The sequence below is a fragment of the Clostridioides sp. ES-S-0123-01 genome, from assembly GCF_020658415.1.
In the GTDB taxonomy this organism is placed as follows: Bacteria; Bacillota; Clostridia; order Peptostreptococcales; family Peptostreptococcaceae; genus Clostridioides.
In genome coordinates this window covers 567,913-590,336 of sequence record NZ_JACVWD010000001.1, presented here as the reverse complement: position 1 = coordinate 590,336, position 22,424 = coordinate 567,913, and the positions used below count along the sequence as shown (strand labels likewise).

Annotated in this window: 27 protein-coding genes and 1 riboswitch; of the genes, 14 read left to right on the top strand and 13 right to left on the bottom strand. The window is 26.1% G+C overall.

Going from position 1 to position 22,424, the window contains the following annotated elements; translation table 11 throughout:
• Window positions 1-8: 8 nt before the first annotated feature.
• The 5 genes from IC175_RS02670 to IC175_RS02650 all read right to left on the bottom strand — a co-directional run bounded on the left by IC175_RS02670 (window position 9) and on the right by IC175_RS02650 (window position 3,189).
• Window positions 9-674: a DUF969 domain-containing protein gene (locus IC175_RS02670; protein WP_227851069.1), complete on the bottom strand. Its 666-nt coding sequence runs from the start codon at window positions 672-674 to the stop codon at window positions 9-11.
• Window positions 675-865: 191 nt separating this feature from the next.
• Window positions 866-1,465: a GNAT family N-acetyltransferase gene (locus tag IC175_RS02665; protein ID WP_227831073.1), complete on the bottom strand. Its 600-nt coding sequence runs from the start codon at window positions 1,463-1,465 to the stop codon at window positions 866-868.
• Window positions 1,466-1,691: 226 nt separating this feature from the next.
• Window positions 1,692-2,168 carry a flavodoxin domain-containing protein gene (locus IC175_RS02660; protein ID WP_227433167.1) on the bottom strand — a complete coding sequence of 159 codons (477 nt, stop codon included), beginning with the start codon at window positions 2,166-2,168 and terminating at the stop codon, window positions 1,692-1,694.
• A 3-nt stretch (window positions 2,169-2,171) separates the two neighbouring features.
• Window positions 2,172-2,585 (bottom strand): FMN-binding protein, encoded by a 414-nt coding sequence (locus IC175_RS02655; protein WP_227433168.1) that lies wholly within the window; start codon window positions 2,583-2,585, stop codon window positions 2,172-2,174.
• Window positions 2,560-3,189, bottom strand: a complete 630-nt coding sequence (locus IC175_RS02650) for a TetR/AcrR family transcriptional regulator (protein ID WP_227483248.1) — start codon at window positions 3,187-3,189, stop codon at window positions 2,560-2,562. The genes IC175_RS02655 and IC175_RS02650 overlap by 26 nt, the downstream gene beginning before the upstream one ends.
• Before the next feature lie 1,055 nt (window positions 3,190-4,244).
• Between IC175_RS02650 and IC175_RS02645 the strand changes: the two genes are divergently transcribed.
• Entirely contained in the window at window positions 4,245-5,072 is an 828-nt protein-coding gene (locus tag IC175_RS02645) for an N-acetylmuramoyl-L-alanine amidase (protein ID WP_227851068.1), read from the top strand.
• An 82-nt stretch (window positions 5,073-5,154) separates the two neighbouring features.
• On the opposite strand, the gene IC175_RS02640 is transcribed toward IC175_RS02645, so the two are convergent.
• The 3 genes from IC175_RS02640 to IC175_RS02630 all read right to left on the bottom strand — a co-directional run bounded on the left by IC175_RS02640 (window position 5,155) and on the right by IC175_RS02630 (window position 6,226).
• Window positions 5,155-5,337: a hypothetical protein gene (locus tag IC175_RS02640; protein ID WP_227433171.1), complete on the bottom strand. Its 183-nt coding sequence runs from the start codon at window positions 5,335-5,337 to the stop codon at window positions 5,155-5,157.
• 329 nt (window positions 5,338-5,666) lie between these two features.
• On the bottom strand, window positions 5,667-5,867 hold the full coding sequence (locus IC175_RS02635) for a helix-turn-helix transcriptional regulator (RefSeq protein ID WP_227433172.1): 201 nt from the start codon (window positions 5,865-5,867) through the stop codon (window positions 5,667-5,669).
• 2 nt (window positions 5,868-5,869) lie between these two features.
• Complete coding sequence (locus IC175_RS02630; protein ID WP_227433173.1) at window positions 5,870-6,226, bottom strand: DUF3796 domain-containing protein; 357 nt, start codon at window positions 6,224-6,226, stop codon at window positions 5,870-5,872.
• A gap of 360 nt (window positions 6,227-6,586) precedes the next feature.
• A riboswitch (PreQ1 riboswitch) is annotated at window positions 6,587-6,630 on the top strand.
• A gap of 101 nt (window positions 6,631-6,731) precedes the next feature.
• On the opposite strand from IC175_RS02630, the gene IC175_RS02625 reads away from it, so the two are divergent.
• From IC175_RS02625 to IC175_RS02570, 12 genes are all read left to right on the top strand, one after another.
• Window positions 6,732-7,700 carry a nucleoside hydrolase gene (locus IC175_RS02625; RefSeq protein ID WP_227851067.1) on the top strand — a complete coding sequence of 323 codons (969 nt, stop codon included), beginning with the start codon at window positions 6,732-6,734 and terminating at the stop codon, window positions 7,698-7,700.
• Between the two features lies 1 nt (window position 7,701).
• Window positions 7,702-8,265 (top strand): ECF transporter S component, encoded by a 564-nt coding sequence (locus IC175_RS02620; RefSeq protein WP_227433175.1) that lies wholly within the window; start codon window positions 7,702-7,704, stop codon window positions 8,263-8,265.
• 8 nt (window positions 8,266-8,273) lie between these two features.
• On the top strand, window positions 8,274-8,963 hold the full coding sequence (locus IC175_RS02615) for a radical SAM protein (protein ID WP_227433176.1): 690 nt from the start codon (window positions 8,274-8,276) through the stop codon (window positions 8,961-8,963).
• 162 nt (window positions 8,964-9,125) lie between these two features.
• Complete coding sequence (locus tag IC175_RS02610; protein ID WP_227831071.1) at window positions 9,126-9,854, top strand: DNA alkylation repair protein; 729 nt, start codon at window positions 9,126-9,128, stop codon at window positions 9,852-9,854.
• 13 nt (window positions 9,855-9,867) lie between these two features.
• Window positions 9,868-10,506, top strand: coding sequence for a DNA-binding protein (locus IC175_RS02605; RefSeq protein ID WP_227433178.1), 639 nt, complete (start codon window positions 9,868-9,870; stop codon window positions 10,504-10,506).
• A gap of 25 nt (window positions 10,507-10,531) precedes the next feature.
• Window positions 10,532-11,371, top strand: a complete 840-nt coding sequence (locus tag IC175_RS02600; protein ID WP_227831070.1) for a hypothetical protein — start codon at window positions 10,532-10,534, stop codon at window positions 11,369-11,371.
• Between the two features lie 15 nt (window positions 11,372-11,386).
• A complete protein-coding gene (locus tag IC175_RS02595; protein ID WP_227433180.1) occupies window positions 11,387-12,058 on the top strand; it encodes a response regulator transcription factor in 672 nt (223 codons plus the stop codon).
• Window positions 12,048-13,280 carry a sensor histidine kinase gene (locus IC175_RS02590; protein ID WP_227851066.1) on the top strand — a complete coding sequence of 411 codons (1,233 nt, stop codon included), beginning with the start codon at window positions 12,048-12,050 and terminating at the stop codon, window positions 13,278-13,280. The genes IC175_RS02595 and IC175_RS02590 overlap by 11 nt, the downstream gene beginning before the upstream one ends.
• A gap of 149 nt (window positions 13,281-13,429) precedes the next feature.
• Window positions 13,430-13,747 carry a thioredoxin gene (gene trxA, locus IC175_RS02585; RefSeq protein WP_227433182.1) on the top strand — a complete coding sequence of 106 codons (318 nt, stop codon included), beginning with the start codon at window positions 13,430-13,432 and terminating at the stop codon, window positions 13,745-13,747.
• A 15-nt stretch (window positions 13,748-13,762) separates the two neighbouring features.
• Window positions 13,763-14,641: an NAD(P)/FAD-dependent oxidoreductase gene (locus IC175_RS02580; RefSeq protein ID WP_227851065.1), complete on the top strand. Its 879-nt coding sequence runs from the start codon at window positions 13,763-13,765 to the stop codon at window positions 14,639-14,641.
• 288 nt (window positions 14,642-14,929) lie between these two features.
• Window positions 14,930-15,298 (top strand): ArsR/SmtB family transcription factor, encoded by a 369-nt coding sequence (locus IC175_RS02575; RefSeq protein WP_227433184.1) that lies wholly within the window; start codon window positions 14,930-14,932, stop codon window positions 15,296-15,298.
• Window positions 15,299-15,300: 2 nt separating this feature from the next.
• Window positions 15,301-15,672, top strand: coding sequence for a NifB/NifX family molybdenum-iron cluster-binding protein (locus tag IC175_RS02570; RefSeq protein ID WP_227433185.1), 372 nt, complete (start codon window positions 15,301-15,303; stop codon window positions 15,670-15,672).
• 137 nt (window positions 15,673-15,809) lie between these two features.
• Here IC175_RS02570 and IC175_RS02565 read toward each other — a convergent pair whose 3' ends face one another.
• Window positions 15,810-16,265 (bottom strand): hypothetical protein, encoded by a 456-nt coding sequence (locus tag IC175_RS02565; protein ID WP_227433186.1) that lies wholly within the window; start codon window positions 16,263-16,265, stop codon window positions 15,810-15,812.
• Between the two features lie 38 nt (window positions 16,266-16,303).
• Window positions 16,304-17,569, bottom strand: a complete 1,266-nt coding sequence (locus tag IC175_RS02560; RefSeq protein WP_227433187.1) for an ArsB/NhaD family transporter — start codon at window positions 17,567-17,569, stop codon at window positions 16,304-16,306.
• A 466-nt stretch (window positions 17,570-18,035) separates the two neighbouring features.
• Here IC175_RS02560 and IC175_RS02555 point away from each other — a divergent pair, with 466 nt between their 5' ends.
• On the top strand, window positions 18,036-19,487 hold the full coding sequence (locus tag IC175_RS02555) for an alanine/glycine:cation symporter family protein (RefSeq protein WP_227823814.1): 1,452 nt from the start codon (window positions 18,036-18,038) through the stop codon (window positions 19,485-19,487).
• 211 nt (window positions 19,488-19,698) lie between these two features.
• On the opposite strand, the gene IC175_RS02550 is transcribed toward IC175_RS02555, so the two are convergent.
• The 3 genes from IC175_RS02550 to IC175_RS02540 form a co-directional block, all read right to left on the bottom strand.
• Window positions 19,699-20,127: a hypothetical protein gene (locus IC175_RS02550; protein ID WP_227851064.1), complete on the bottom strand. Its 429-nt coding sequence runs from the start codon at window positions 20,125-20,127 to the stop codon at window positions 19,699-19,701.
• 525 nt (window positions 20,128-20,652) lie between these two features.
• Window positions 20,653-21,114 carry a 6,7-dimethyl-8-ribityllumazine synthase gene (gene ribE, locus IC175_RS02545; protein ID WP_227433190.1) on the bottom strand — a complete coding sequence of 154 codons (462 nt, stop codon included), beginning with the start codon at window positions 21,112-21,114 and terminating at the stop codon, window positions 20,653-20,655.
• 106 nt (window positions 21,115-21,220) lie between these two features.
• Window positions 21,221-22,414: a bifunctional 3,4-dihydroxy-2-butanone-4-phosphate synthase/GTP cyclohydrolase II gene (locus tag IC175_RS02540; protein WP_227851063.1), complete on the bottom strand. Its 1,194-nt coding sequence runs from the start codon at window positions 22,412-22,414 to the stop codon at window positions 21,221-21,223.
• Window positions 22,415-22,424 lie beyond the last annotated feature (10 nt).

Genomic DNA, 22,424 nt, shown 5'->3' with positions numbered 1-22,424 from the left:
AAATAAATCTATCTCTTATGACTTTTATTTAATTTTTTATCATATAGAGTAAATTGGATTGTGGCAGCTATAAATGCTATTATGGCCATAATGATATTAGCTTTTACAATCTCAATTCCAGTTACATTATATCCAAATTGAGTAAGAGTAGATGCTATAAGTAAAACTCCACTGCTACCTGCAAATAAGTTTTGACCATAGAAGTTACCATAGTTTTCTGATGCAGCAGATAATGCTTTTATAGCTTCTTCGTCTGATTCTTTTAATTCATCACTATTGCTTAATCCAGCAGCTTGTGCCATGGGGTTAACAAGTGGTCTTACAAATTGAGGATGTCCACTCATTCTTATTGATAAGGCTCCAGCTATTTGTCTAGCAAACATATATATACTCAGTACTTTTCCTGTTGTGAGTCTTTGTAATTTTTCTATTAGAGAAACTGCTCTTTGTTTTAATCCATATCTTTCTAAAACACCAATTACAGGTAATGTTAGTATAAACAATGACACACCTCTATTTGAGACAAAAGAATCTCCTAGGGTTGTAAAGATTTGGTTAAAATCTAATCCTGCTACAAGTCCTGTTGCTATTCCTGCTAATAATACAGTAAATAATGTATCAATTTTAAGTATAAATCCAATCACAACTATTAATATACCAATCAGTTTTATCATCAATTATTCTCCTTCCATTTTTTCTATTTTGATTTAATTTTACTAAATAAATAAATTTAAACTCTTTTTATAGTATTTACGTTAATATGACTATTATTATAAAATTTAATAAAAAATAAGAAAGTAACTTTAAAATACTTATTTTAAAGTTACTTTCTTATTTTTATTTTGGTTTATTTAAAGTTTTTATTTTAAAGTAATTTAACAAGAAGACTGCTTTTTTTTAAAATAGTGTCGATTTCTTTCGTATCAATTTGTTTGATTGTTTTTATGTAGTCTGGTTTTATAGGATGAGTACCTATGTATTTTTCAAATAACATAACATCATGCCAACTACCAAACTTATATCCTGTATTATGATAAATTCCACATAGTTTGAAACCAAAGTGTTGGTGAAGTCTTTCGCTTTTAATATTAGGCGATGCAATGCTAACATATAAGTTTTGAATATTTTGTAATTTTAATATATCTATTATTGAATTATAAAGAGCTATGCCTATTTTACAACTTACAAACCTTTCATCAATATAAATTGATAATCCAGCATTCCATTGATAAGCAGTTCTTTCATTATGTTCATGAGCATAAGTATATCCAACAATTTTTTCATCAATTAAACATACTAGATATGGATATTTTGAACAAATTGTTTTTATTCTATTTTTAAAATCACTAATATTTGGTATATCATATTCAAAAGTAATTGCTGTATTAGTGATATATGGTGTATATATTTCTAATATTTCTTCAGCATCTGTTTCCTTTGCTAGTCTGATTTTAACTTTTCCCATAAGTATCATCTCCAATGTAGTAAATATAATAGTTTTTGTTTTATAATGTTCAAGTTTAAAGGTGAAAACATATTGTATACTTTATTATATTTTATATCAAAAGTTATATAAGGGAAAGTTATGTAACTTTTGATATAAAAATATATGGTAAAACATTCCATGATTTTTGAGCTCTTTGCCATAAAGGAGGGGTAGATGGGGTTGTTAACGAAGAGTATAGCTTATTTTAGTCATTAAAATTTCTTAAAAAATTATCTATATTATCCTGTGATATTTTCAAACCATTGTAATCATTTTTTGTAACTGACTTCATAATCAATTTATCAAAAAATTTCATTTTCTCTAATCTAGCTTCACCACCAAATACACTTATTGATTTTGCACTCTTTAATAATGATGATGGGAAATTACTTGATAGATATTTATCCGTCTGTTCAGAGAATGCGCAACAAAGAAAAATTCCAACTTTCTTTTGGTTTAATGACTCTATATTATCATTACAGAATGTACGAATTTCTTTTGAAACTGAACCCACATATATTGAACTTCCAATAATAACTGTATCAAATTTTGATAATTCAATTTTACTGTTTTTATCCTTAATATCAACAATAGTCACATTATTTGATAGTTTACTTTTTAATATATTTGCACAGTCTGTTGTACAACCATATTTACTTGAATATACAATAATAGTATCCATATTTTACTCTCCTTTTTGTAAAGCATTTTCTATAGCTTTTCGTATAGTATCACTGCTGTAAGTTGCAGAAGTTATAGCATCCACTTCTAAAGATTGTTGCTTAATAATATTATTTACAATCTTTTCAGCTGGTTTACCTAAAAGAGTGTCATGTTTCAATATATGAATATCTTTTATTACTCCATTGTTAACTTTGACAGATACAGTAGCTTTTACTAGACCATTATCAGCATTTCCAAGATAAGTACCATTTTTTATTTTAGTAGGATTTATATTTTGTACTACTAATTTTTCTGGTTTCAAATTAACTACAGCTACAATAATAATACATATAAATATAAAAAATAAAACTATTAATACTTTTAGAATTCTTAAAAATTTATTTTTCTTATTAAGATTTTTGATGTGAATGCTCATTGTAAATTCCTCCAAGTAAAATATCCACGAAATTGTCTATAAATTGTGGGAAGTTATGTAAAGAATACAAGTGATTTTCAACAGCACATAAAACAAAACCTAATAATGCACTTATAAGCATCCAAGAAGCATTATCTATGTTTGGTTTAAATATTTTTTGCTTAATTCCAATAGCAAGAAGTTTATCAAACATCTCTATACCATTATTAGCAGGAGTACTAGCAGTATTTTGAGATGCAAATATAATATTCATTCCACTATACATTATGGCTTTTGTCATTTCTGGATTGCTAGAAAGAATTTTGATAAAAGTAAGCATAATTTCTCTGATTTGTTTATCTACTGAAAATGAGGAGTACTTATCCATAACAGTAATAGAATCATTTTCTATTTTATTATAAAGTTCATTAGCCATATCATTAATAATCTGTGCCTTATCTTTGTAGTAAAGATAAATAGTAGTTGGAGAATATTCTATTTTTGTAGCAATTTTTCTAATTGATAAATTTTCATATCCTTCTTGATTGATAATTTCAATGGCAGCATCCATAATTTTTTTCTTCATTTCTATTTTTTCCTTTTTACGTCTTTCTTTGACACTCATATAATCACCTCTTTAACTTAACAGTGTTAATTTAATTTACAATGTTATTGTATGTTTTATTTTTAAGTTTGTCAACAATCTAGATTTCTATACTTTCTATATTGGTACAGTACTTACACATTTTAATTGAATTACTATTAAATCAAATTAATTTGGTTTTGCAAAATAATTTAGGATACTAAAATTGATTAGAATCTTCTTATGTGATATTAAGAAGATACATTGGATTTATTATGTGCTGATTTGGATAATATTAAGATAAAAAAGATAGTATTTATCTAATGATTGATTCTTATATAAAATTGAAAAATGAAGGTTTATTACATGGTATCTGAATATTTCACATAATTATAAAAAACAAAAAAGAGTGCCATAGCACTCCTATTGTGAGAAATATATATGAAATTCATTTTTGCATTAATGCAAAATGTACATATAACAAAGTTTATTTTTTATATTTACTTTATATAATAGCATATTAGTATTAACTAAATATTTATCATAATTAGTAAAAAGAAAAGGGAGTGATTTTACACTCCAGTTGTCAAAAATCTAAAACTGTCATCGCAATATTCTCATTATAACATAATTTATGAGAATGTGTGAATATATTTAAGATTTTTAAAATATTTTTGATATAACTAAAGTTATACTAAAAAATGTAATCATTAGATATTAACATAAAAAAATTAAAACAGAGTATTTATAAAATATATAAATGATAAAAAAGTGTTATAGTTAAAAAAAGTATTATCAATTAATAATTTTACGAATTTTTAAATAAAAATAGACAATAGAGATTATATAGTAGAATCACATAAAAGTTTATCAAATCAGATGAAAATAAATGAAAATAAAAATGTTTTTGTCTAGTTATGCGTTTTAGATTACCACTTATGTATTATATATTGAATATTAAGAATATTTGTGATATTTTTATAAAAAATAAAATGATAATTATTTTTTTTATGAAGATGAATGATTTATATAAATTTAGATTTTCATTATTATGGGACATATACATGGATAAAATTTAATTAAAGGAGTAAAATGTTATGAAAATATGTATTACAGTAGGACACAGTATTCTAAAAAATGGTGCATGTACTTCTGCTGATGGATTAGTTAATGAATATCAGTATAACAAATTATTGGCACCAATATTAGCAGATATATTTAGGAAAAAAGGGCATACAGTAAGCGTAATAATATGCCCTGAAAAACAGTTTAGTTCTAAAAATGAGGAAAAGTCTTATAAAATACCTAAAGTTAATAATGGAGAATATGATTTACTTATAGAGTTACATTTAAATGCAAGTGATGGTCAAGGAAAAGGTTCAGAAGTGTTATATTATAGTAATAAAGGTTTAGAATATGCAACTAGAATATGTAATAAATTAGGTATGGTATTTAAAAATAGAGGAGCCAAATTAGATAAAGGATTGTATATTCTAAATAGTTCAAAACCTACTGCTATATTAATAGAAAGTTTTTTTTGTGACAATAAAGAGGATTATGAGAAAGCAGAAAAACTTGGATATGAGGGTGTGGCTAAGTTAATCGTAGAAGGCGTATTAAATAATAATATAAATTGTGGAGATATCAAGCAGATTAAACATACAATAGTTTATAGTGGAGATGATAGAGTTTCAGCAGAAATAATAGGGTTATATTATAAAAGAAAAGATGAAAGCTATTTAGTAACAGATATAAAAGATTATAAGCCATATAAAACAGAAAATTTGTATGTTATTGGCGGAGGTGCTTGTAGCAAGATGGAAGAAATGAGTAAGAGCATAGGAGAAAAATTTACACAAATATATGATAGTGATGTGTGGTCAACAATGGATAAAGTAAGAGCATTTATAAAAGAAAAAGCGTAATTTAAAATCTTTATTGAAATTAAATATTTAGATAAGAAGAATTTATATAAAATTCTTCTTATTCTTTTTGATGAATTAAATTTTATGCCAAACCACATTCACATAATAAAATCATAATTCTATGAAGACAAGACTCTACAATATCTTCTCCATATCTTTTAATAAAATCATCAATCTGAGTTTCTATAAATGAATAGTATTCTTTTAAACTAACAATGTATGCAGTCATTATATGAACACATTCATCAATTTTGTCTTTAAACACAATACATCCCCCTAAAAAATAAAAATATTCAGTAAATAAAATAAATTATTTTATTTGAAAATATATATGTATAATACTTCGCTTTAATATATTTTACAAGTGTATATGCAAAACTGGATATTACAACTGTAAAACTGGTTGAATTATTATTCCTATCATAGTATCTAGTACTAATTTTTTTAATATAAAAGCCACTAAAAAGAATATGAACAAACCAAATATATCCAAAAAAGCGTGTTGAAAGTTTTCTTTTCATATAATCACCAAATTGTATTAGTTTTAATCTATTTAAGAAAAGTATAGCAAAAATTTTAAGAAGAGAATAGTTACTAATCCTTTATATATTCAAAAACTTCTTCTATACTTACATTGAATACGTTAGCAATGTCAAATGCTAATTTTAATGAAGGGTTATATTTTCCATTTTCAAGATTTCCTATAGTTTCTCTTCTTACTCCTACTAATGATGCCAGTTCATCTTGTTTCATATTATATTTTGCTCTATATTCTTTAGTTCTTGAACGAATCATCATTACTCTAGTCCTTTTCCTTCTTTATACTGTAAGTATGCAAAAACTGCAACAAAGCTAATCATTGATATAGAAAAACTTATTCCTAGACCATTTTCAATAGTAGAAATATTATCTGAGATGATGGATAAAACCATAGCTACTGATAGCGATGAAAGTGTAAAGAAAAATGCTGGCACAGCTGCTTTTCTCAGGTTTTCTCTAAATAATTCATCTGGCATAATATTAAAGTATCTAAAAAAAACAAAGAATGCACAAAAACTAATAGTTCGTATTTCACCAGCATATATTCCAGCTAGTCCTAAAAAACCTAAGAAACCTAAAAATCCTAGTTTATTTAATTCCCTAAAACTTTTCATTATTAACAACTCCTTTAGTAAATGTTATATATTTTTAACTTCTTGTTAAAAATATATAACATTTGATGCTTATTTGCAACATAAAAATTAAATTTAGTATAAATTTTATATGTAAATTTAATTAAAGGTATTAATTGTAATATTTATAATATTGTTGTATAATAATAATCGGTTTAAACGTGCCACATTTTATTAAAGTTTGTTTATTATTTAAGCATGCTTTAATGAGACACATAAAAATATAATAAATTCTTTTAAACTACAAACAGTGTTTTTGTAGTTAGTAAATCAGGTGTTTGAAAGGTTTTAGTTGATTGACAGGTTATAATAAATGACTTAAAATCATAACTAAACTTAACATCTGTACTTGTTCGAGAACTCCAAGTATAAAAAACTAAGGAATTATATAGTGGCAGTATATAATTAATACCCTTAGACACACCTTTTTGAAAGTGGAAAAAAGATGTGTAGTTCTCCTCGACCACAAATCAAGGAGGATAGTAATATGGAAAAAAGAAAAGTAATAATTGATTGTGACCCAGGAATTGATGATTCTTTGGCAATCATTTTGGCTTTAAACTCACCAGAGCTAGAAGTAATTGGAATTACCACATGTTGTGGTAACGTACCAGCAAATGTAGGTGCAGAAAATGCACTAAAAACACTTCAAATGTGTTCTTCACTAAATATTCCAGTATATATAGGAGAAGAAGCACCACTAAAAAGAACACTTGTAACAGCTCAAGATACACATGGAGAAGATGGTATAGGAGAAAATTTTTATCAAAAAGTGACAGAAGTTAAAGCAAAAAATGGAGCAGTAGATTTTATAATAAATACTTTACATAATCGTGAAAAAGTATCTATAATAGCACTTGCACCACTTACAAACATAGCTAAAGCACTTATGAAAGATAAAAAAGCCTTTGAAAATCTTGATGAATTTGTATCTATGGGAGGAGCTTTTAAAATTCATGGAAATTGTTCTCCAGTAGCAGAATTTAACTATTGGGTAGACCCACATGGAGCAGATTATGTTTACAAGAATTTATCTAAAAAAATTCACATGGTAGGTTTAGATGTAACTAGAAAAATTGTACTTACTCCTAATATTATTGAGTTTATAAATAGACTTGATGAAAAAATGGCAAAATATATAACTGAAATCACTAGATTTTATATTGATTTTCATTGGGAGCAAGAAGGAATAATAGGTTGTGTAATAAATGACCCTCTAGCAGTGGCATATTTTATAGACAGAAGTATATGTAAAGGATTTGAATCATATGTAGAAATTGTGGAAGATGGAATAGCTATGGGGCAATCCATAGTAGACTCATTTAATTTCTACAAAAAACATGCTAATGCGATTATTTTAAATGAGGTTGATGAAAAGAAATTTATGTATATGTTTTTAAAAAGACTTTTTAAAGGATATGAAAACATTATAGACTCTGTGGAAGGAGTGATATAGTGTGAAAAGAAAAATATGTGTCAAAACTATTACACTTATAGCCTTTGGGATTTCTATAAATATAGTAGGTGCGTTTATAGCTATGGGGCTGAGGCTACCTATATATTTAGATTCAATAGGAACTATAATGATAGCTTCACTTTTGGGGCCTAAATATGCTGTTATTACAGGTGTGTTTGGAAGTTTAATAAGTGGAGTTACATTTGATGTATATTCTCTTTATTTTGCACCAGTTCAGATATCAACAGGATTACTTGCTGGTATTGCTTTTAAAAAGAAATTCTTAACTGGTTTAAAAACTCCATTAGGAGTATTGTTGTTTGCCATACCAACATCTATAGTAAGTTCAGTAATTTCAGCTTTTTTGTTTGGCGGGGTGACATCATCGGGTTCTTCTTATATAGTTCAAATTTTAAAAGTACTAGGGCTTGGAGATGTATTTAGTGTGTTTATAACTCAAGTGTTCACAGATTATACAGATAAATTAATTGCTGTTGTTTTGGTAAATTTGGGATTAAATGCAGTTCCAAAGACTTTAAAAGTATCATTAACTGGAGAAAGATAGGAGAGAATATGGATAGATATAGTGAGATAATAAATAAAAATCAAAGAGAAATAGTTTTACTTAAAAGCTTTCCATGTATATGGGGAAGATGTTCTTTTTGTGATTATATAGATGATAATTCTAATTTGGAAGAAGAAATGAACAAAGTAAACTTTGAAGTTTTAAAAAATATAACTGGAAAATATGGAGTTCTTGAAGTCATAAATTCTGGTAGCTGTTTTGAAATACCTAAAGATACTTTAGAGAGAATAAAGAAGATTATAAAAGAAAAAAATATAAAAAAACTATTCTTAGAAAGTCATTGGTCCTACAAAAATAGACTAAAGGAAATGAGAGATTATTTTGAAATTCCTATAATATTTAAAATTGGGGTTGAAACATTTGATTATGATTTTAGAAATAATTTTTTAAATAAGAATGCAAGATTTAAAACTCCAGAAGATGTAAAAGAATATTTTGATTCGCCTTGTATTATGGTTGGAATCAAAGGACAGACTAAAGAAATGATAGATAATGACATGGATATTATTCTAAATACTTTTGAAAAAGCAACTGTGAATGTTTTTATAAACAATTCTTCTAAAATAAAAAGAGATGAAGAGTTGGTTAAATGGTTTATTAATAAGTATGAATTTTTAAATGAAAATCCAAATATAGAAGTTTTATACAATAATACAGACTTCGGTGTGGGAGATTAGTAAGATTTTCTAAAGAGATATTATGCTGTAGTAAAGCTTAATTTAATTTAAATTTTAAATTGAAAAATTTAGTACATTTTTGAAAAAGCTTCTGATATGTAGAAGCTTTTTTTTATATAATTTTATGTTACAATAAGAAAAAAGGAACTAAGGAGTAAATAAATGATGCTTAGTAGGGAAAAATGGGATAAATTGGAATATATCGAATTTTTAGAGTATATGAAATCTATGCAAGATGTTAAGTATAGAGATTTTAATAAGAAACTTATACCAGGAACAGAAAATATAATAGGTATTAGAATTCCTAATTTAAGAAAGTTGTCAAAAGAAATAAGTAAAGGCAACTGGAAAGAATTTTTAGAAGTAGCAGAAGATACTTATTATGAAGAAGTTATGTTACAGGGTATGGTGATTGGCAATATAAATAGTAATTTTGAAGAGATTTTATATTACATAAAAAAATTTGTACCTAAAATTAGTAATTGGGCAATTTGTGATGGATTTTGTTCTGGACTAAAATGTACAAATAATTATAAAGAATACATGTATGATATATTAAAAAAATATGTTTGTTCAGAAAATCCGTGGGAGATTAGATTTGCATTAGTTATGTTTTTAATATATTATGTTGATGATGAACATATTAAAGATATTTTTGAATACTGTAACAATATACAAAGTGAAGAATATTATGTTAAAATGGGTATGGCATGGCTATTGTCAATTTGTTTTGTTAAGTATGAAGAAGAAACACTTCTTTATATAAAAAACAATAATTTAGATGATTTTACTTATAATAAAATGTTACAAAAAATAATTGAATCAAACAGAGTAGATTTAGAAAAGAAGAATATAATAAGAAGTATGAAAAGAAAGACAAGAAGATATTGACGGAGGAGTATTAATGAATAATGAGGAAAGAATTGATAAATTTTTAGAATTTCAAAGTAAAGGAATCAAATTTACAGAGATAGCTCAAAATCTAAAAATTAGTCAAAGTACTTTAAGAACTTTTTTAAATAAAAAAGGATATAAGTCAGAAAAAGGTAAATACATATTAAAAGACGAATTAAAGAATAAAGAAGATTTGGATAAAGAAAAAACTAAGGAAGATAACACTAATAATGTAAAAAAGGTAAGCACCAAAAAGAAGAAATCTAATGAAAAGGTTTTAAATAAGAGTATTGAACAAATTGAGTTTAACGACACAGATTTAAAAAATATAAAATCAAGAAAAAATATTAAACCTAAAAAAGACAGAAAAATAAATATAACTCAAGAAGATTTAGATAAGCTTTGTGAAGTGTATGATTGGTATTTAGAAGTGAAGGATTATAATATAAAACCTAAAAAAATATCTAATAAAAAAGATGTACATATAGATAATGAATCTTTAAGTGAATTAAAAACAACAAGAGTACGTATAGATAAAGAAACTTGGAGTGACTTTGAAAGATTATGTAGCAACTCAAATTTTGAAAAACACCAAATACTTACACAAGCATTGAAGGAATTTATGAAAAAGTATAAAAATCTACTATAAAATACTACTATATGAGGTGCTTAATATGAATAAAATAGTAAAAAAATTAATTTTTTTAATGATTATATTAACAATATTTATTTTTACACTGACTGCATGTAAAAGGGAAGAAGAACAATCTGATTCAGTTGAGATTCAAGCAGAAGACAATAATGAAGTAATAATAGATAAGGACAATGCAAAAGTATTGAATATAGGAGCAACAGAGATTATAACTGTAGATGAAGGTGGAAAAATAGATACATCCACAAAGATAGAAAATAATTCAACATTTAATATATCGAATGTTGAACTAATATATAATGAATACGATGATAATAAAAAAATTACTTCATCTGATAGTAAATCTCTGTTAGATATGACTTTAATGCCTGGGAAAGTTGCTTATGTAGAATGTGGACATAAAACTTTTGCCAAAAGTGTAGAAGTCTATGCATATGAATATGAAGCAGAGGGTAAAATTGTATATGTTAATTTAAAAGAAAATACTATTGATATAAGAAACAATAAAATTAAGCTAGAAAATAGTAGTCAGTATGAAGTATTATCTACTTCAGAACTTAAAAAAGTAAATGAGTCAAAAGAGGGAATCACATATCAAATAAAAGTAAAGAATTCATCATCAAAAGACTTAGGAAATATTATCCTTAAGACGGCAGAAGTTAATGATAATGGGGAATACTTGACAGTAAGTCGTGTACCATCATACAAAGTTTTGAAGGCTTCAGAAGAAACAGATATAGATATAACATGTTCAACAAAAGCAAAGAATGTTGAAATAGTAGGATATACTTATGATGATATAAAAGAAAAAGCAAATGTAGATATTGATTTGAAATCTCATAAAGTCAAGATAGACAAGTAAAGGTAGGGGATATTTATGAAGGTTTTGATAGTTGAAGATAATAGGGTGCTTTTAGAAAGTGTAGTAGAAGAACTTAGTAATCATTTTGAAACTGAAAAATGTGAAGATGGAGAAGAAGCATTATATTTAATAAATCAAAATATATATGATTTAGTTATTTTAGATTTAATGCTTCCTAATATAAATGGAATTGATATTTTGAAGAAAATGAGAATCAATAATATAGATACACCTGTACTTATATTGACTGCTAAAGAAGCATTAGATGATAAAGTAGAAGCATTTACTATAGGAGCTAATGATTATTTAACAAAACCTTTTTATATGGAGGAACTAGTAGCAAGAGTATATGCCATATTGAGGACTAATGGAAAAATAAAAGAAAGAAATGGATTAGAATTTAAATCTTTATATCTAGATACATTAGAAAAAAGAGTGTATATTGAAGAAGAAGAAATAAAACTTCAAAATAAACAGTTTAACTTATTGGAATATTTTGTTTTAAATAAAGGTTCAATTTTATTAAAAGAACAGATTTATGATAGAATATGGGGAATTGATTCAGATGCAACTATTGAAATAGTAGAGGTATATGTAAGTAATCTGAGAAAAAAACTAAGTAAATATGGATATGATAAATATATTAAAACTAAGCGTAAGGTAGGATACATATTCGATGATAAATAAGAATGTATTTACCAGCACTAAAAACCATTTGATAAAAATGTACATTGTTGTAGTGGGTAGTTTTTTAATAATATTTTCTATATTTATATATTCATATTTTAGAGGTCTTACATATAGTGGAATTGATAGTGAAATCAATGATGAACTGGAGTATATAGTTTCTCAATTTAAGAGAACCTCATTTTTAAACCCAATAAGACTTAAAGACCCTAAAGATATGGTATATGTTTATGAGAATGACAGAATAAGTTACTATACTCAAAATGAATATTTTGATGAATTACTTCCAGACAGAAGACTAGATAAGAAAAATACATTTTTTAAATATACAGAAAATGGTTATACATTTAGAGAATTAAATGTGGATGTGGGCAGATATCAGATACAAATAATCAGAAACATTGACTCAGAGATGAATTCTTTAAAACAGTTGACATCTGTACTTATAATTGGAATACTAATTTCTGTTATAATAACATACTTTGTAGCTGTATATCTTACTCGAAAAGCATTAATTCCAATAGAGACTGCTTGGAGGAACCAAGCTAAATTTATACAAGATGCTTCACATGAGTTAAGGACTCCAATAACAATAGTTTCATCAAAATTAGAAAGTATGTTAAAATCTCCAGAAAATACAGTAAATGATGAAGTTGAAACAATAGCTACTGCAATGAAAGAAACTAGAAGACTTAAAAAGATGATAACGGATTTACTATCTCTTACTAAGGAAGATTCTATTGTTAAAGTTAACTTGGAGGAACTTGATTTAGAAAAATTACTAGAAGAAATATCAGAAGATTATGTGGATATTGCTGAGTTTCAAGAAAAAAAATTTACATTTAACTCTGAATTAAAGAATAAAGTTATAATAACAGATAAAAATAAATTGAGACAACTTATATTAATTTTTATTGATAATGCTTTTAAATATACTAAACTAGGTGATGAGATAGTATTAGAATTAAAAGAAGATGTGGAAGATGAAGTAACATTACTTATAAGAGATACTGGTATAGGTATAAAAAAAGAAGAAATGCCTTTTATATTTGACAGATTTTTTAGAAGTGAAAATGTGAGAAATAAAGATTTAGAAGGTTCTGGAATAGGTCTTTCAATAGCACATATGATTAGCTTGAATTTATCTATCGAAATAGATGTAACTTCTGATATAGGTATTGGAACTACATTTGAAATATCAATACCAAAAAAATTAAAATAATAAAAATATAAAAATCTGTTTTTACAAATAAAGAATGGGTATACTAATAGTATAAAATAAAATATAAAAGAATTTATAAAAGTAAAATTATATTTATAAATTTCATAGTATAATTATAAGGATAATAAATTTTTAGGAGGATTAAAAAAATGGCAAAAATTATAAATACATCTGAATTTAGAAGTAGTGTTGAAGGTAGTAAAGGAGTAGTTGTAGTAGATTTCTTTGCAACTTGGTGTGGACCTTGTAATATGTTAGGACCTGTATTTGCAGAATTAGGCGAAGAGATGAAAGACGAAGCTAGATTTGTAAAAGTTGATATAGATGAAAGCTTAGAAATAGCTCAACAATTTAGTGTATCTACAGTACCAACTATGATTATATTTAAAGATGGAGAGCCAGTTGAAACTCTAATTGGATTTATGCCTAAGAACAAAATTGAGATGAAAGTAAAATCATATTTATAAAAATGGGTGAATATTATGAGATATGACATAGCTATAATAGGTAGTGGTCCAGCAGGATTATCTGCTGCTATAAATGCAAAAATAAGAAATAAAACAATGATTATGTTTGGCAATGATAATTTAAGCAATAAGCTTGTTAAAGCTCCTTCAATAGATAATTATTTAGGTTTTTATGATATAAGTGGAGATGAATTAAAAGAAAAATTTAAATCCCATATAGATAACATGGATATTTCAATTGAAAATAAAAGAATAAATAATATTTATGCTATGGGAGAATACTTTGCAATAATGTCTGGAAATGATATGTATGAAGCTACTACTGTAATCCTTGCAACTGGTGTAGAATATACTAGACCAATAAAAGGTGAAGAAGAATTTCTAGGAAGAGGAGTAGGATATTGTGCTACATGCGATGCACCACTTTATAGAAATAAAAAAGTAGCAGTTATAGGATATAATGAAGAATCTAAAGAAGAGGCAAATTTCTTAAGTGAACTTACTTCAAAAACTTATTTTATACCTATGTATAAAAAAGAAAACCTTATGAGAAGTTCAGATAATTTAGATGATTCTATTGAGATTATACATGATAGACCAGTGCAAATAGATGGAGATAAACTTGTAAATAAGATATCTTTTAAAGAAAATCATATTGAAGTTGATGGAGTATTCGTTATAAAAGATAGTACAGCTCCAAGTACATTGATTCCTGGAATAGAAATTGATGGTATCCATATTAAGGTTGACAATAATATGAAAACTAATATAGAAGGATGTTTTGCCGCAGGAGATTGTGTAGGTAAACCCTATTCTTATATCAAAGCAGCTGGGCAAGGACAAATAGCAGCATTAAATGCTGTTTATTATCTAGATAAATTAAAAAGAGCTTAGTATAATTAGTAAGTAAATTTTTAAATATACAAATAAAAAACTGTCTTAAAATAATATAATTATTTTAGACAGTTTTTTATTTGTATATTATTATTTTATTTCAAGATACATTAGAGATGTATCTCTAGGTATGTCTATTTTGATAGATTTAAATTGACAATTGAAATATATATAGAAATAATTAGAATTATTTATAATAAGTTCCAAAATTTCAAAATAATAGTTGAAAAATCTAATTAAGAGTACTATAATTTAATTAAGTAATTACTTAATCAAAAAGAGGTCTTTATGGAAAATTTGGTTAAAATATTTAAAGCATTGAGTGATGAAACTAGACTTAACATACTTATATTAGTATCTAAAAGAAATATCTGCCAAAAAGGAATTTCTAAATATTTAGGAATTTCAGATTCTGCTGTTTCACAACATATAAAAATATTAAAAGAAGTTGGCATAATAACAGGATATAAAGAAGGATACTATGTTTTATATCATATTAACAAAGAAGTGTTTAACATATGTATGGATTTTATAAATTCTATGTTAAGTAATTCTAGTGAAAGCTTTATAGATGTATTTGATATAAATACAATACATCTAGGATGCAGTAAAGAATGTAAATCTATGAAAAAATGTTGCAAGAGAAGGGAGAAATAATAATGAAAGTATGTATACCAGTAGAAGAAAATAAAGGATTAGATAGTAAACCATATGGTCATTTTGGTTCTGCACCAATCTTTGTTGTGTGTGACTTAGAAAGTGGAGAAGTTAAATCTTTAGACAATGGAGATTTAGGTCATGAACATGGGAAATGCCAACCAATAAAAGCATTATCAGGTACAGTTGTAGATGCAGTAGTAGTTGGAGGAATAGGGCAAGGTGCCATAGTTAAATTAAATAGTATGGGAATAAAAGTTTATAGAGCTGAAGCTGATACTATCAGTGGTAATTTGGACTTACTTAAAGATGGAAAATTAGTAGAATTTCCATCAAATCATACTTGTTCACATGATGGATGTGGGCATCATTAAAAACAAGATAGCTGATGAAGCATATGCTTCATCAGCTATTTTATCATTTTAACAAATAAGATTCTTTATATTTAGTATTAAATTTTGAGGTTGTACAAAGTTTTTATATATAACCTTAAATTTATAAGTATCTTACTTTAGATTTTCTTTGTATGCTTTTCTATATAGTTAATATCATTTAATATATCGTTAAGTTCTTTATTGAGTGTTTTTAAATCATCTCCATCTACATTATAGTTTAAAAATAACTCTTCTACATTATCAATAATAGAATTGACTTTTCTAGTAACTTCAACAAAAGTTTTAAAGTTACTACTATTTTTAGCATTTAGAAATTTGTTTAAATCCTTTGATATAAATGATATTATTTCATATTCATCATTAAATAGACCTCTACCAATAGGATATGGTTCAATTCTTTGTAAAAAATATTGATCTTTAGCATTAATATTATAAGTATAAGATATTTCCCAGTTGTCTCCTAAATCAAACTTAATAAAATATAATGTACTACTTACTTTTGATATTTTTGTAGCTCCAAGTTGTCTTAAAAGAACTTCAATTGAATCTCCTTGAACAGTATTAATATTCATATATACACATCCCCTTTAATACTATTATACTATATTTTCTAAAATTTTATAATTAAATAAACAGTAGATATAATAATAGATATAATCATAAGTGGAAAACCTATCTTAAAATACTCTTTAAAAGATATAGGATGACCATGCTTATTGCCTATACCTGCTAGTACAACATTGGCAGAGGCTCCAATAAGTGTCCCATTACCTCCAAGACAAGCTCCAAGGGATGTTGCCCACCATAGTGGCATTACATCAATTCCTTCAGCTTGCATAGTCAAAATAAGTGGAATTAATGTTGCAACAAACGGAATATTATCTAAGAATGAAGAAACTATTGCTGATAACCATAATATTAATAACATTGTAAATACAATATGGCCCTCTGTAAGTCCAATCAATGCTTGAGCTAATTTATTTATTATACCCACTTCTACTAATCCACCAACTACTACAAATAATCCCATAAAGAATAAGATTGTAGACCATTCAATACCTGCCATAATTTCATCTACATCTTGTTTTCCTATAAGAAGCATTATAGATGCACCAGTTAATGCTACAACAGAAGAATCTATATGGATTGTGCTATGAAACATAAAACCAAAGAGTATAAATGCTATTAAAAGAAGACTTTTTATAAGTAAGGGTTTATCTTTAATAGATTTTTTTTCATCAAGCTTTAATATTACTTCTTTGGCTTTATCATCTACAACAAGTTCTTTTCCATAAATAAATTTAAAACATATTATTGTTATAATAAGTATTACTATAACAGCAGGTCCTAAATTTATTACAAAATCCATGAAACTAAGATTGGCAGCACTACCAATCATAATATTTGGAGGGTCACCTATAAGAGTAGATGTACCTCCGATATTTGAAGCTAAAATTTGTGTTATTAAAAATGGAACTGGATTAAGTCCTAGAATTTGTGTAATAACTATAGTCATTGGACCTATAAGTAAAACAGTAGTAACATTATCTAATACAGCAGATAAAATAGCTGTTATAATAGCAAAACAAATCATTATTCTCCATGGATCACCTTTAGCTTTTTTTGCAGTCCAAATAGCTATATATTCAAATAGTCCTGAGTTTTTAACAACAGCAACAAATAGCATCATACCAACCAATACTCCAATAGTATTGAAGTCTATATGGCTTAATCCTTCATCAAGTGTAAGTATATTGAATATTATCATTAATAGTGCACCACCAACCGCTGCTACAGATCTGTTTACCTTTTCTGTAATAATAGCTGCCATAACTATTAAAAATATACATATAGCTATTATTTGTTGAAATTCCATAATATAAGTACCTCCATTTGTATTCTTTTGTGTCTAATGCTAGTACTATATATAGTATTACTTTTTTCTAGTTTTTTCAATGGATGTATAAAAGTATATTATTTAACAAAGTTTTTAAAAAATTAACAGAATTTAGAGAAAATTTTTGTTATTTAAATAAATTTTAAAATCATATCATTACTTATAATATTAAACGACAAACGAAAAAATATACTTCAAAAGTATAATTTATTGTATTTGATAAGCAATATAAAGTATTAATTACATCTAAGTTATAAAATTAATAAAATAAAGTTGAATTCAAAGATAAAACTGCAATTTATTAAAGAAATTATTCATTTTAAACCTTGTAATTTAATTTTATAAATATTATAATTAAATTAATGAATTTTTCACAAGGAATTATGCATTTTTTTGATTTTAAGATTTATTGAGAAAACAATATTAACAGGGGGTAATTAATAAAATGGATTTTTTAAATGGTATTTTAACAGGCATTAACAATGCAGTAGTATTTGTAAACAATTACTTATGGTCTTATATTCTAATTATAATGTTAGTTGTAATTGGTATTTACTTTACTATTAAAACAAATTTTGTACAATTCAGATATTTTATAGAAATGTTTAGGCTTTTAGGTGATGGTGCAGCAAATAAAAATGCAAAAAAAGAAGGAAAAATATCTTCATTTCAAGCCTTTTGTATAAGTACATCTTCAAGAGTTGGTACTGGAAATATAGCAGGGATAGCAATTGCAGTAGTAGCAGGAGGTCCTGGTGCTGTATTTTGGATGTGGCTTATAGCTTTAATTGGTTCTGCTTCAAGTTTTGTGGAGAGTACATTGGCTCAAATTTATAAAGTTAAGAATGGACCAGCTTTTAGAGGTGGACCAGCTTATTATATGGAACAAGGTTTAAATAAAAGATGGATGGGTGTTTTATTTTCAATACTTATAACTATCTGTTATGGATTTGTATTCAATGCAGTTCAAGCAAATACTGTTTCATTGGCATTTAATAATGCATTTGGTATAAGTAAAATGGCTATGGGAATAGGTCTTGGAATTTTAACAGCAATAGTTATTTTTGGTGGTGTTCATAGAATAGCAAAAGTTTCAGAAATAATAGTTCCTGTATTTGCAGGATTATACATATTAGTTGCTTTAGCTATAGTTGTAATGAATATAACAGAAATACCAGGAGTTATATCATTAATAGTAGAAAGCGCATTTGATTTTAGAGGAATGGCAATTGGTACATTTATGGGAGTTGTAATGACTGGAGTAAAAAGAGGTTTATTTTCTAATGAAGCAGGAATGGGTAGTGCACCTAATGCTGCTGCAACAGCACATGTAACTCACCCTGTAAAACAAGGTTTAATCCAATCTCTAGGTGTTTTTACAGATACTATAATTATATGTAGTTGTACAGCATTCATGGTATTATTATATTCAGATTATGCTAGTAGTGGAGCAACAGGAATTGAATTAGCTCAAGAAGCTTTAACTCACCATATAGGTCCAATAGGAAATATTTTTATAGCAGTTTGTATATTCTTATTTGCATTTAGTTCTATAGTAGGAAATTATTACTATGGAGAATCAAATATGGAGTTTATGAGTGGAAGTAAAATTAAACTTAATGTATTTAGAGTTTTCGTTGTAGGTATGGTTTTATTTGGTTCTCTTACTCAAGTAGAAGTAGTCTGGAATTTAGCAGATTTATTTATGGCACTGATGGCTATAATAAACTTAATAGCAATAACTCTTTTAGGTAAGTACGCATTTATTGCTTTAAAAGACTATACAAGCCAAAAAAAATCTGGAATAAAAGACCCTGTATTTATTGCAGATGAAATAGAAGGACTGGAAAATGTATCAGAGTGGCACGCTGAATTATCTGATGAACGTTTAGGATAAAAAGTAGTATAAAAATTATAGAGTAATTTTGATAGATTAGAATGTATTTAATTTATGTGAATATAGTATTTTAGCTAACTTATATTACTGGAATTTTTAATTCCAGTAATATCTTTTTATATCAAGTATATTATATTTTATTAAGAGTTTTTAGTATTTTAATATAATTTAGTTATCATAAATAATATATTAAAACCTCTCTTTTTAAATACTACACAATTAAATCTTGTAAGTTATCTTCAAAGCTTTCTAAGTAATCACAAAATAATCTAAACTCTTCTATATTTTTGATTTCTTGTAAATTTCTTAAGTCTATCATCATGTTGCTATATTTATGCAACATAAAACTCATATCATATATTTCACATTTAACAAATCCTTCTTGATAGTTGTATTTATAAGGTTCATATTTTGAAAAATTTGATTCAAAGTATTTTATTTTAGCATAACATAATCTGTGTATATTGAATAAAAGAGCAAATATAGATTCTTTAACTGCAAACTTGTGTGTGAAGTATTTTACAGTGTGGTATTTATCGTGTTTAAGTTCCCAAATTAAATCTTCATTCAAAGTAAGAGAATATTTTTTTATAAGGTTACGTTTTTCTAGTGTTAAATCTTGTATTGAACTTGTTTTCATAATTCAGTCCCCCATAAATATTCAATAAACAACCATTAAATTATGGTGTTCATTTATAGTTTATTATTGCTTACTTAATTATATTGTATAATTAATCGAGAAAATAATAAAATAGATAATTAATATAACATTAATATATGCTATAAATAAAAACGATAGCTTTGATAGTAATATGTAAAAATTTATGGTATTTTATATTTAGATTTATATTTGTAGTTATTTTAAGCTTTTAAAAGTATTTTTTATTATTAACTTATATTTCCTAGATTACAGGGAATTTAACACTAAAAATCTATCTTGTGTCCTTAAAAATTTACATAATGATTGTATATATTTTAATTTCAAAATATACGTGAATAGAGTTGGCATTTCTAATGAATATGAAGATATGGGTAAGGTTGTTCAAATAGATAATTATCTTTAAAATTATTAAGTACCAAAAGACAAGTATGCTTTGCCATATTGGTACTTAATAGTATTTTATAGCCTCTATTTTAATTTCCACTATTTAATCAATAAAGGTATTTAATCTAGAACCTTAAATAGGTTTGCCATTTCTAGTGCATTCATAGCACAATCATATCCTTTATTTCCAGCTTTTGTGCCAGCTCTTTCAATAGCTTGTTCAATATTTTCTGTTGTTACTATTCCAAATATAACAGGTAATTCATTATCCAAAGATACTTTTGCAATGCCTTTAGATACTTCGCTACATACATAATCATAATGAGAAGTAGCACCTCTTATAACACATCCTAAACATATTATAGCATCATACTTACCACTCTTAGACATTTTTTGAGCAACGAGAGGAATCTCAAAAGCTCCAGGTACCCAAACCACTTCTATATTTTCCTGAGTAACATCGTGTCTTAAAAGGCAATCTTGAGCACCAGATAAAAGTTTTGATGTTATAAATTCATTAAAACGAGAGTTTATTATACCTATTTTTAAATCTTTTCCAATAAGTTTTCCTTCATATATCATTTTTATTTCCTCCAATTTTATTTAGGTTATAAATCTATATTTTTAGTATATATGCATATTATTGTAATAAAAATTACTTAGTAGAATAAAAATTAAATACCATTAGCTATATAATATCTAATAGATGTCCCATTTTATCCTTCTTAGTTTTCAGATATAATTTATTAAAATCATTAATTTCTTCATTAATAGGAACTCTATGTTCAATTTTTATTCCATATTTTTCTAATTGATTTATTTTGTCAGGATTATTACTTAAAAGGTTTATACTTTTTATATGTAAATTTTTTAATATCTGAGCAGCGATATAAAAATCCCTCATATCTTCTTCAAATCCAAGCATTAAATTTGCTTCAACAGTATCATAACCTTCTTCTTGAAGTTTATAAGCTTTAATTTTATTTAAAAGCCCAATACCTCTGCCTTCCTGTTTCATATAAATTAAAACACCACTTCCATTTTCTACAATTTTTTTCATAGAAGTTTCTAACTGTAGCCCACAATCACATTTTAAAGAATGAAATACATCACCTGTTAAACATTCAGAATGAAGTCTGACTAGTGTATTTTCTTCATTTACATTTCCATAAGCAAGGGCAATGTGTTCTTCATTTGAGTAAATATCTTTATATCCTATTATTTCAAAATTTCCATATTTTGTTGGAAGAAAAGCACTAGAAATTTTTTCTATAGTGGTTTCATTTCTTTTTCGATATTCTATCAAGTCTTTTATAGTAATTATTTTTAAATTATGTTTTTCTTTAAATATCATTAAATCATCAACTCTTGCCATTGTACCATCATCTTTCATTATTTCGCAGATAAGACCAATTTCTTTAAATCCTGCAAGTCTAGCAAGGTCTACAGAAGCTTCTGTGTGACCATCTCTAACTAGGACACCTCCAGTTTTTGCTATTAATGGAAATACATGTCCAGGTGTTTTAAAATCTTTACTTGTGGAACTTTCATTACAGAATAGTTTGACAGTTTCAGCTCTCTCATATGCAGATATACCTGTTAAAGTATCTATTCCATCTATAGTGACAGTAAATGCAGTTTGAAATGTGTCTGTATTTTCTTTAACCATAAGAGGTATATTTAGACTTTTAAATTTTTCTTCAGTAGCAGGAAGACAAATAAGGCCCCTACCATATGTAGCCATAAAGTTTATTGTCTCAGGTGTAGCCATTTCAGCTGCCATCAATAAATCTCCTTCATTTTCTCTGCTTTCATCATCAACTACGATTACCATTTTTCCATTTTTGATATCATTAATAGCTTCTTTAATAGTGTTAAACATGTAATTCACT

Coding starts and splice junctions, on each gene's coding strand:
- IC175_RS02565 (WP_227433186.1), bottom strand. CDS start 16,265: ATGAATATTAATACTGTTCAAGGAGATTCAATTGAAGTTCTTTTAAGA.
- IC175_RS02625 (WP_227851067.1), top strand. CDS start 6,732: ATGGAAAAAAGAAAAGTAATAATTGATTGTGACCCAGGAATTGATGAT.
- IC175_RS02650 (WP_227483248.1), bottom strand. CDS start 3,189: ATGAGTGTCAAAGAAAGACGTAAAAAGGAAAAAATAGAAATGAAGAAA.
- IC175_RS02660 (WP_227433167.1), bottom strand. CDS start 2,168: ATGGATACTATTATTGTATATTCAAGTAAATATGGTTGTACAACAGAC.
- IC175_RS02575 (WP_227433184.1), top strand. CDS start 14,930: ATGGAAAATTTGGTTAAAATATTTAAAGCATTGAGTGATGAAACTAGA.
- IC175_RS02600 (WP_227831070.1), top strand. CDS start 10,532: ATGAATAAAATAGTAAAAAAATTAATTTTTTTAATGATTATATTAACA.
- IC175_RS02665 (WP_227831073.1), bottom strand. CDS start 1,465: ATGGGAAAAGTTAAAATCAGACTAGCAAAGGAAACAGATGCTGAAGAA.
- IC175_RS02590 (WP_227851066.1), top strand. CDS start 12,048: ATGATAAATAAGAATGTATTTACCAGCACTAAAAACCATTTGATAAAA.
- ribE (WP_227433190.1), bottom strand. CDS start 21,114: ATGATATATGAAGGAAAACTTATTGGAAAAGATTTAAAAATAGGTATA.
- IC175_RS02630 (WP_227433173.1), bottom strand. CDS start 6,226: ATGAAAAGTTTTAGGGAATTAAATAAACTAGGATTTTTAGGTTTCTTA.
- IC175_RS02645 (WP_227851068.1), top strand. CDS start 4,245: ATGAAAATATGTATTACAGTAGGACACAGTATTCTAAAAAATGGTGCA.
- IC175_RS02605 (WP_227433178.1), top strand. CDS start 9,868: ATGAATAATGAGGAAAGAATTGATAAATTTTTAGAATTTCAAAGTAAA.
- IC175_RS02540 (WP_227851063.1), bottom strand. CDS start 22,414: ATGTTTAACACTATTAAAGAAGCTATTAATGATATCAAAAATGGAAAA.
- trxA (WP_227433182.1), top strand. CDS start 13,430: ATGGCAAAAATTATAAATACATCTGAATTTAGAAGTAGTGTTGAAGGT.
- IC175_RS02670 (WP_227851069.1), bottom strand. CDS start 674: ATGATAAAACTGATTGGTATATTAATAGTTGTGATTGGATTTATACTT.
- IC175_RS02635 (WP_227433172.1), bottom strand. CDS start 5,867: ATGATTCGTTCAAGAACTAAAGAATATAGAGCAAAATATAATATGAAA.
- IC175_RS02570 (WP_227433185.1), top strand. CDS start 15,301: ATGAAAGTATGTATACCAGTAGAAGAAAATAAAGGATTAGATAGTAAA.
- IC175_RS02560 (WP_227433187.1), bottom strand. CDS start 17,569: ATGGAATTTCAACAAATAATAGCTATATGTATATTTTTAATAGTTATG.
- IC175_RS02580 (WP_227851065.1), top strand. CDS start 13,763: ATGAGATATGACATAGCTATAATAGGTAGTGGTCCAGCAGGATTATCT.
- IC175_RS02615 (WP_227433176.1), top strand. CDS start 8,274: ATGGATAGATATAGTGAGATAATAAATAAAAATCAAAGAGAAATAGTT.
- IC175_RS02555 (WP_227823814.1), top strand. CDS start 18,036: ATGGATTTTTTAAATGGTATTTTAACAGGCATTAACAATGCAGTAGTA.
- IC175_RS02610 (WP_227831071.1), top strand. CDS start 9,126: ATGATGCTTAGTAGGGAAAAATGGGATAAATTGGAATATATCGAATTT.
- IC175_RS02550 (WP_227851064.1), bottom strand. CDS start 20,127: ATGAAAACAAGTTCAATACAAGATTTAACACTAGAAAAACGTAACCTT.
- IC175_RS02655 (WP_227433168.1), bottom strand. CDS start 2,585: ATGAGCATTCACATCAAAAATCTTAATAAGAAAAATAAATTTTTAAGA.
- IC175_RS02595 (WP_227433180.1), top strand. CDS start 11,387: ATGAAGGTTTTGATAGTTGAAGATAATAGGGTGCTTTTAGAAAGTGTA.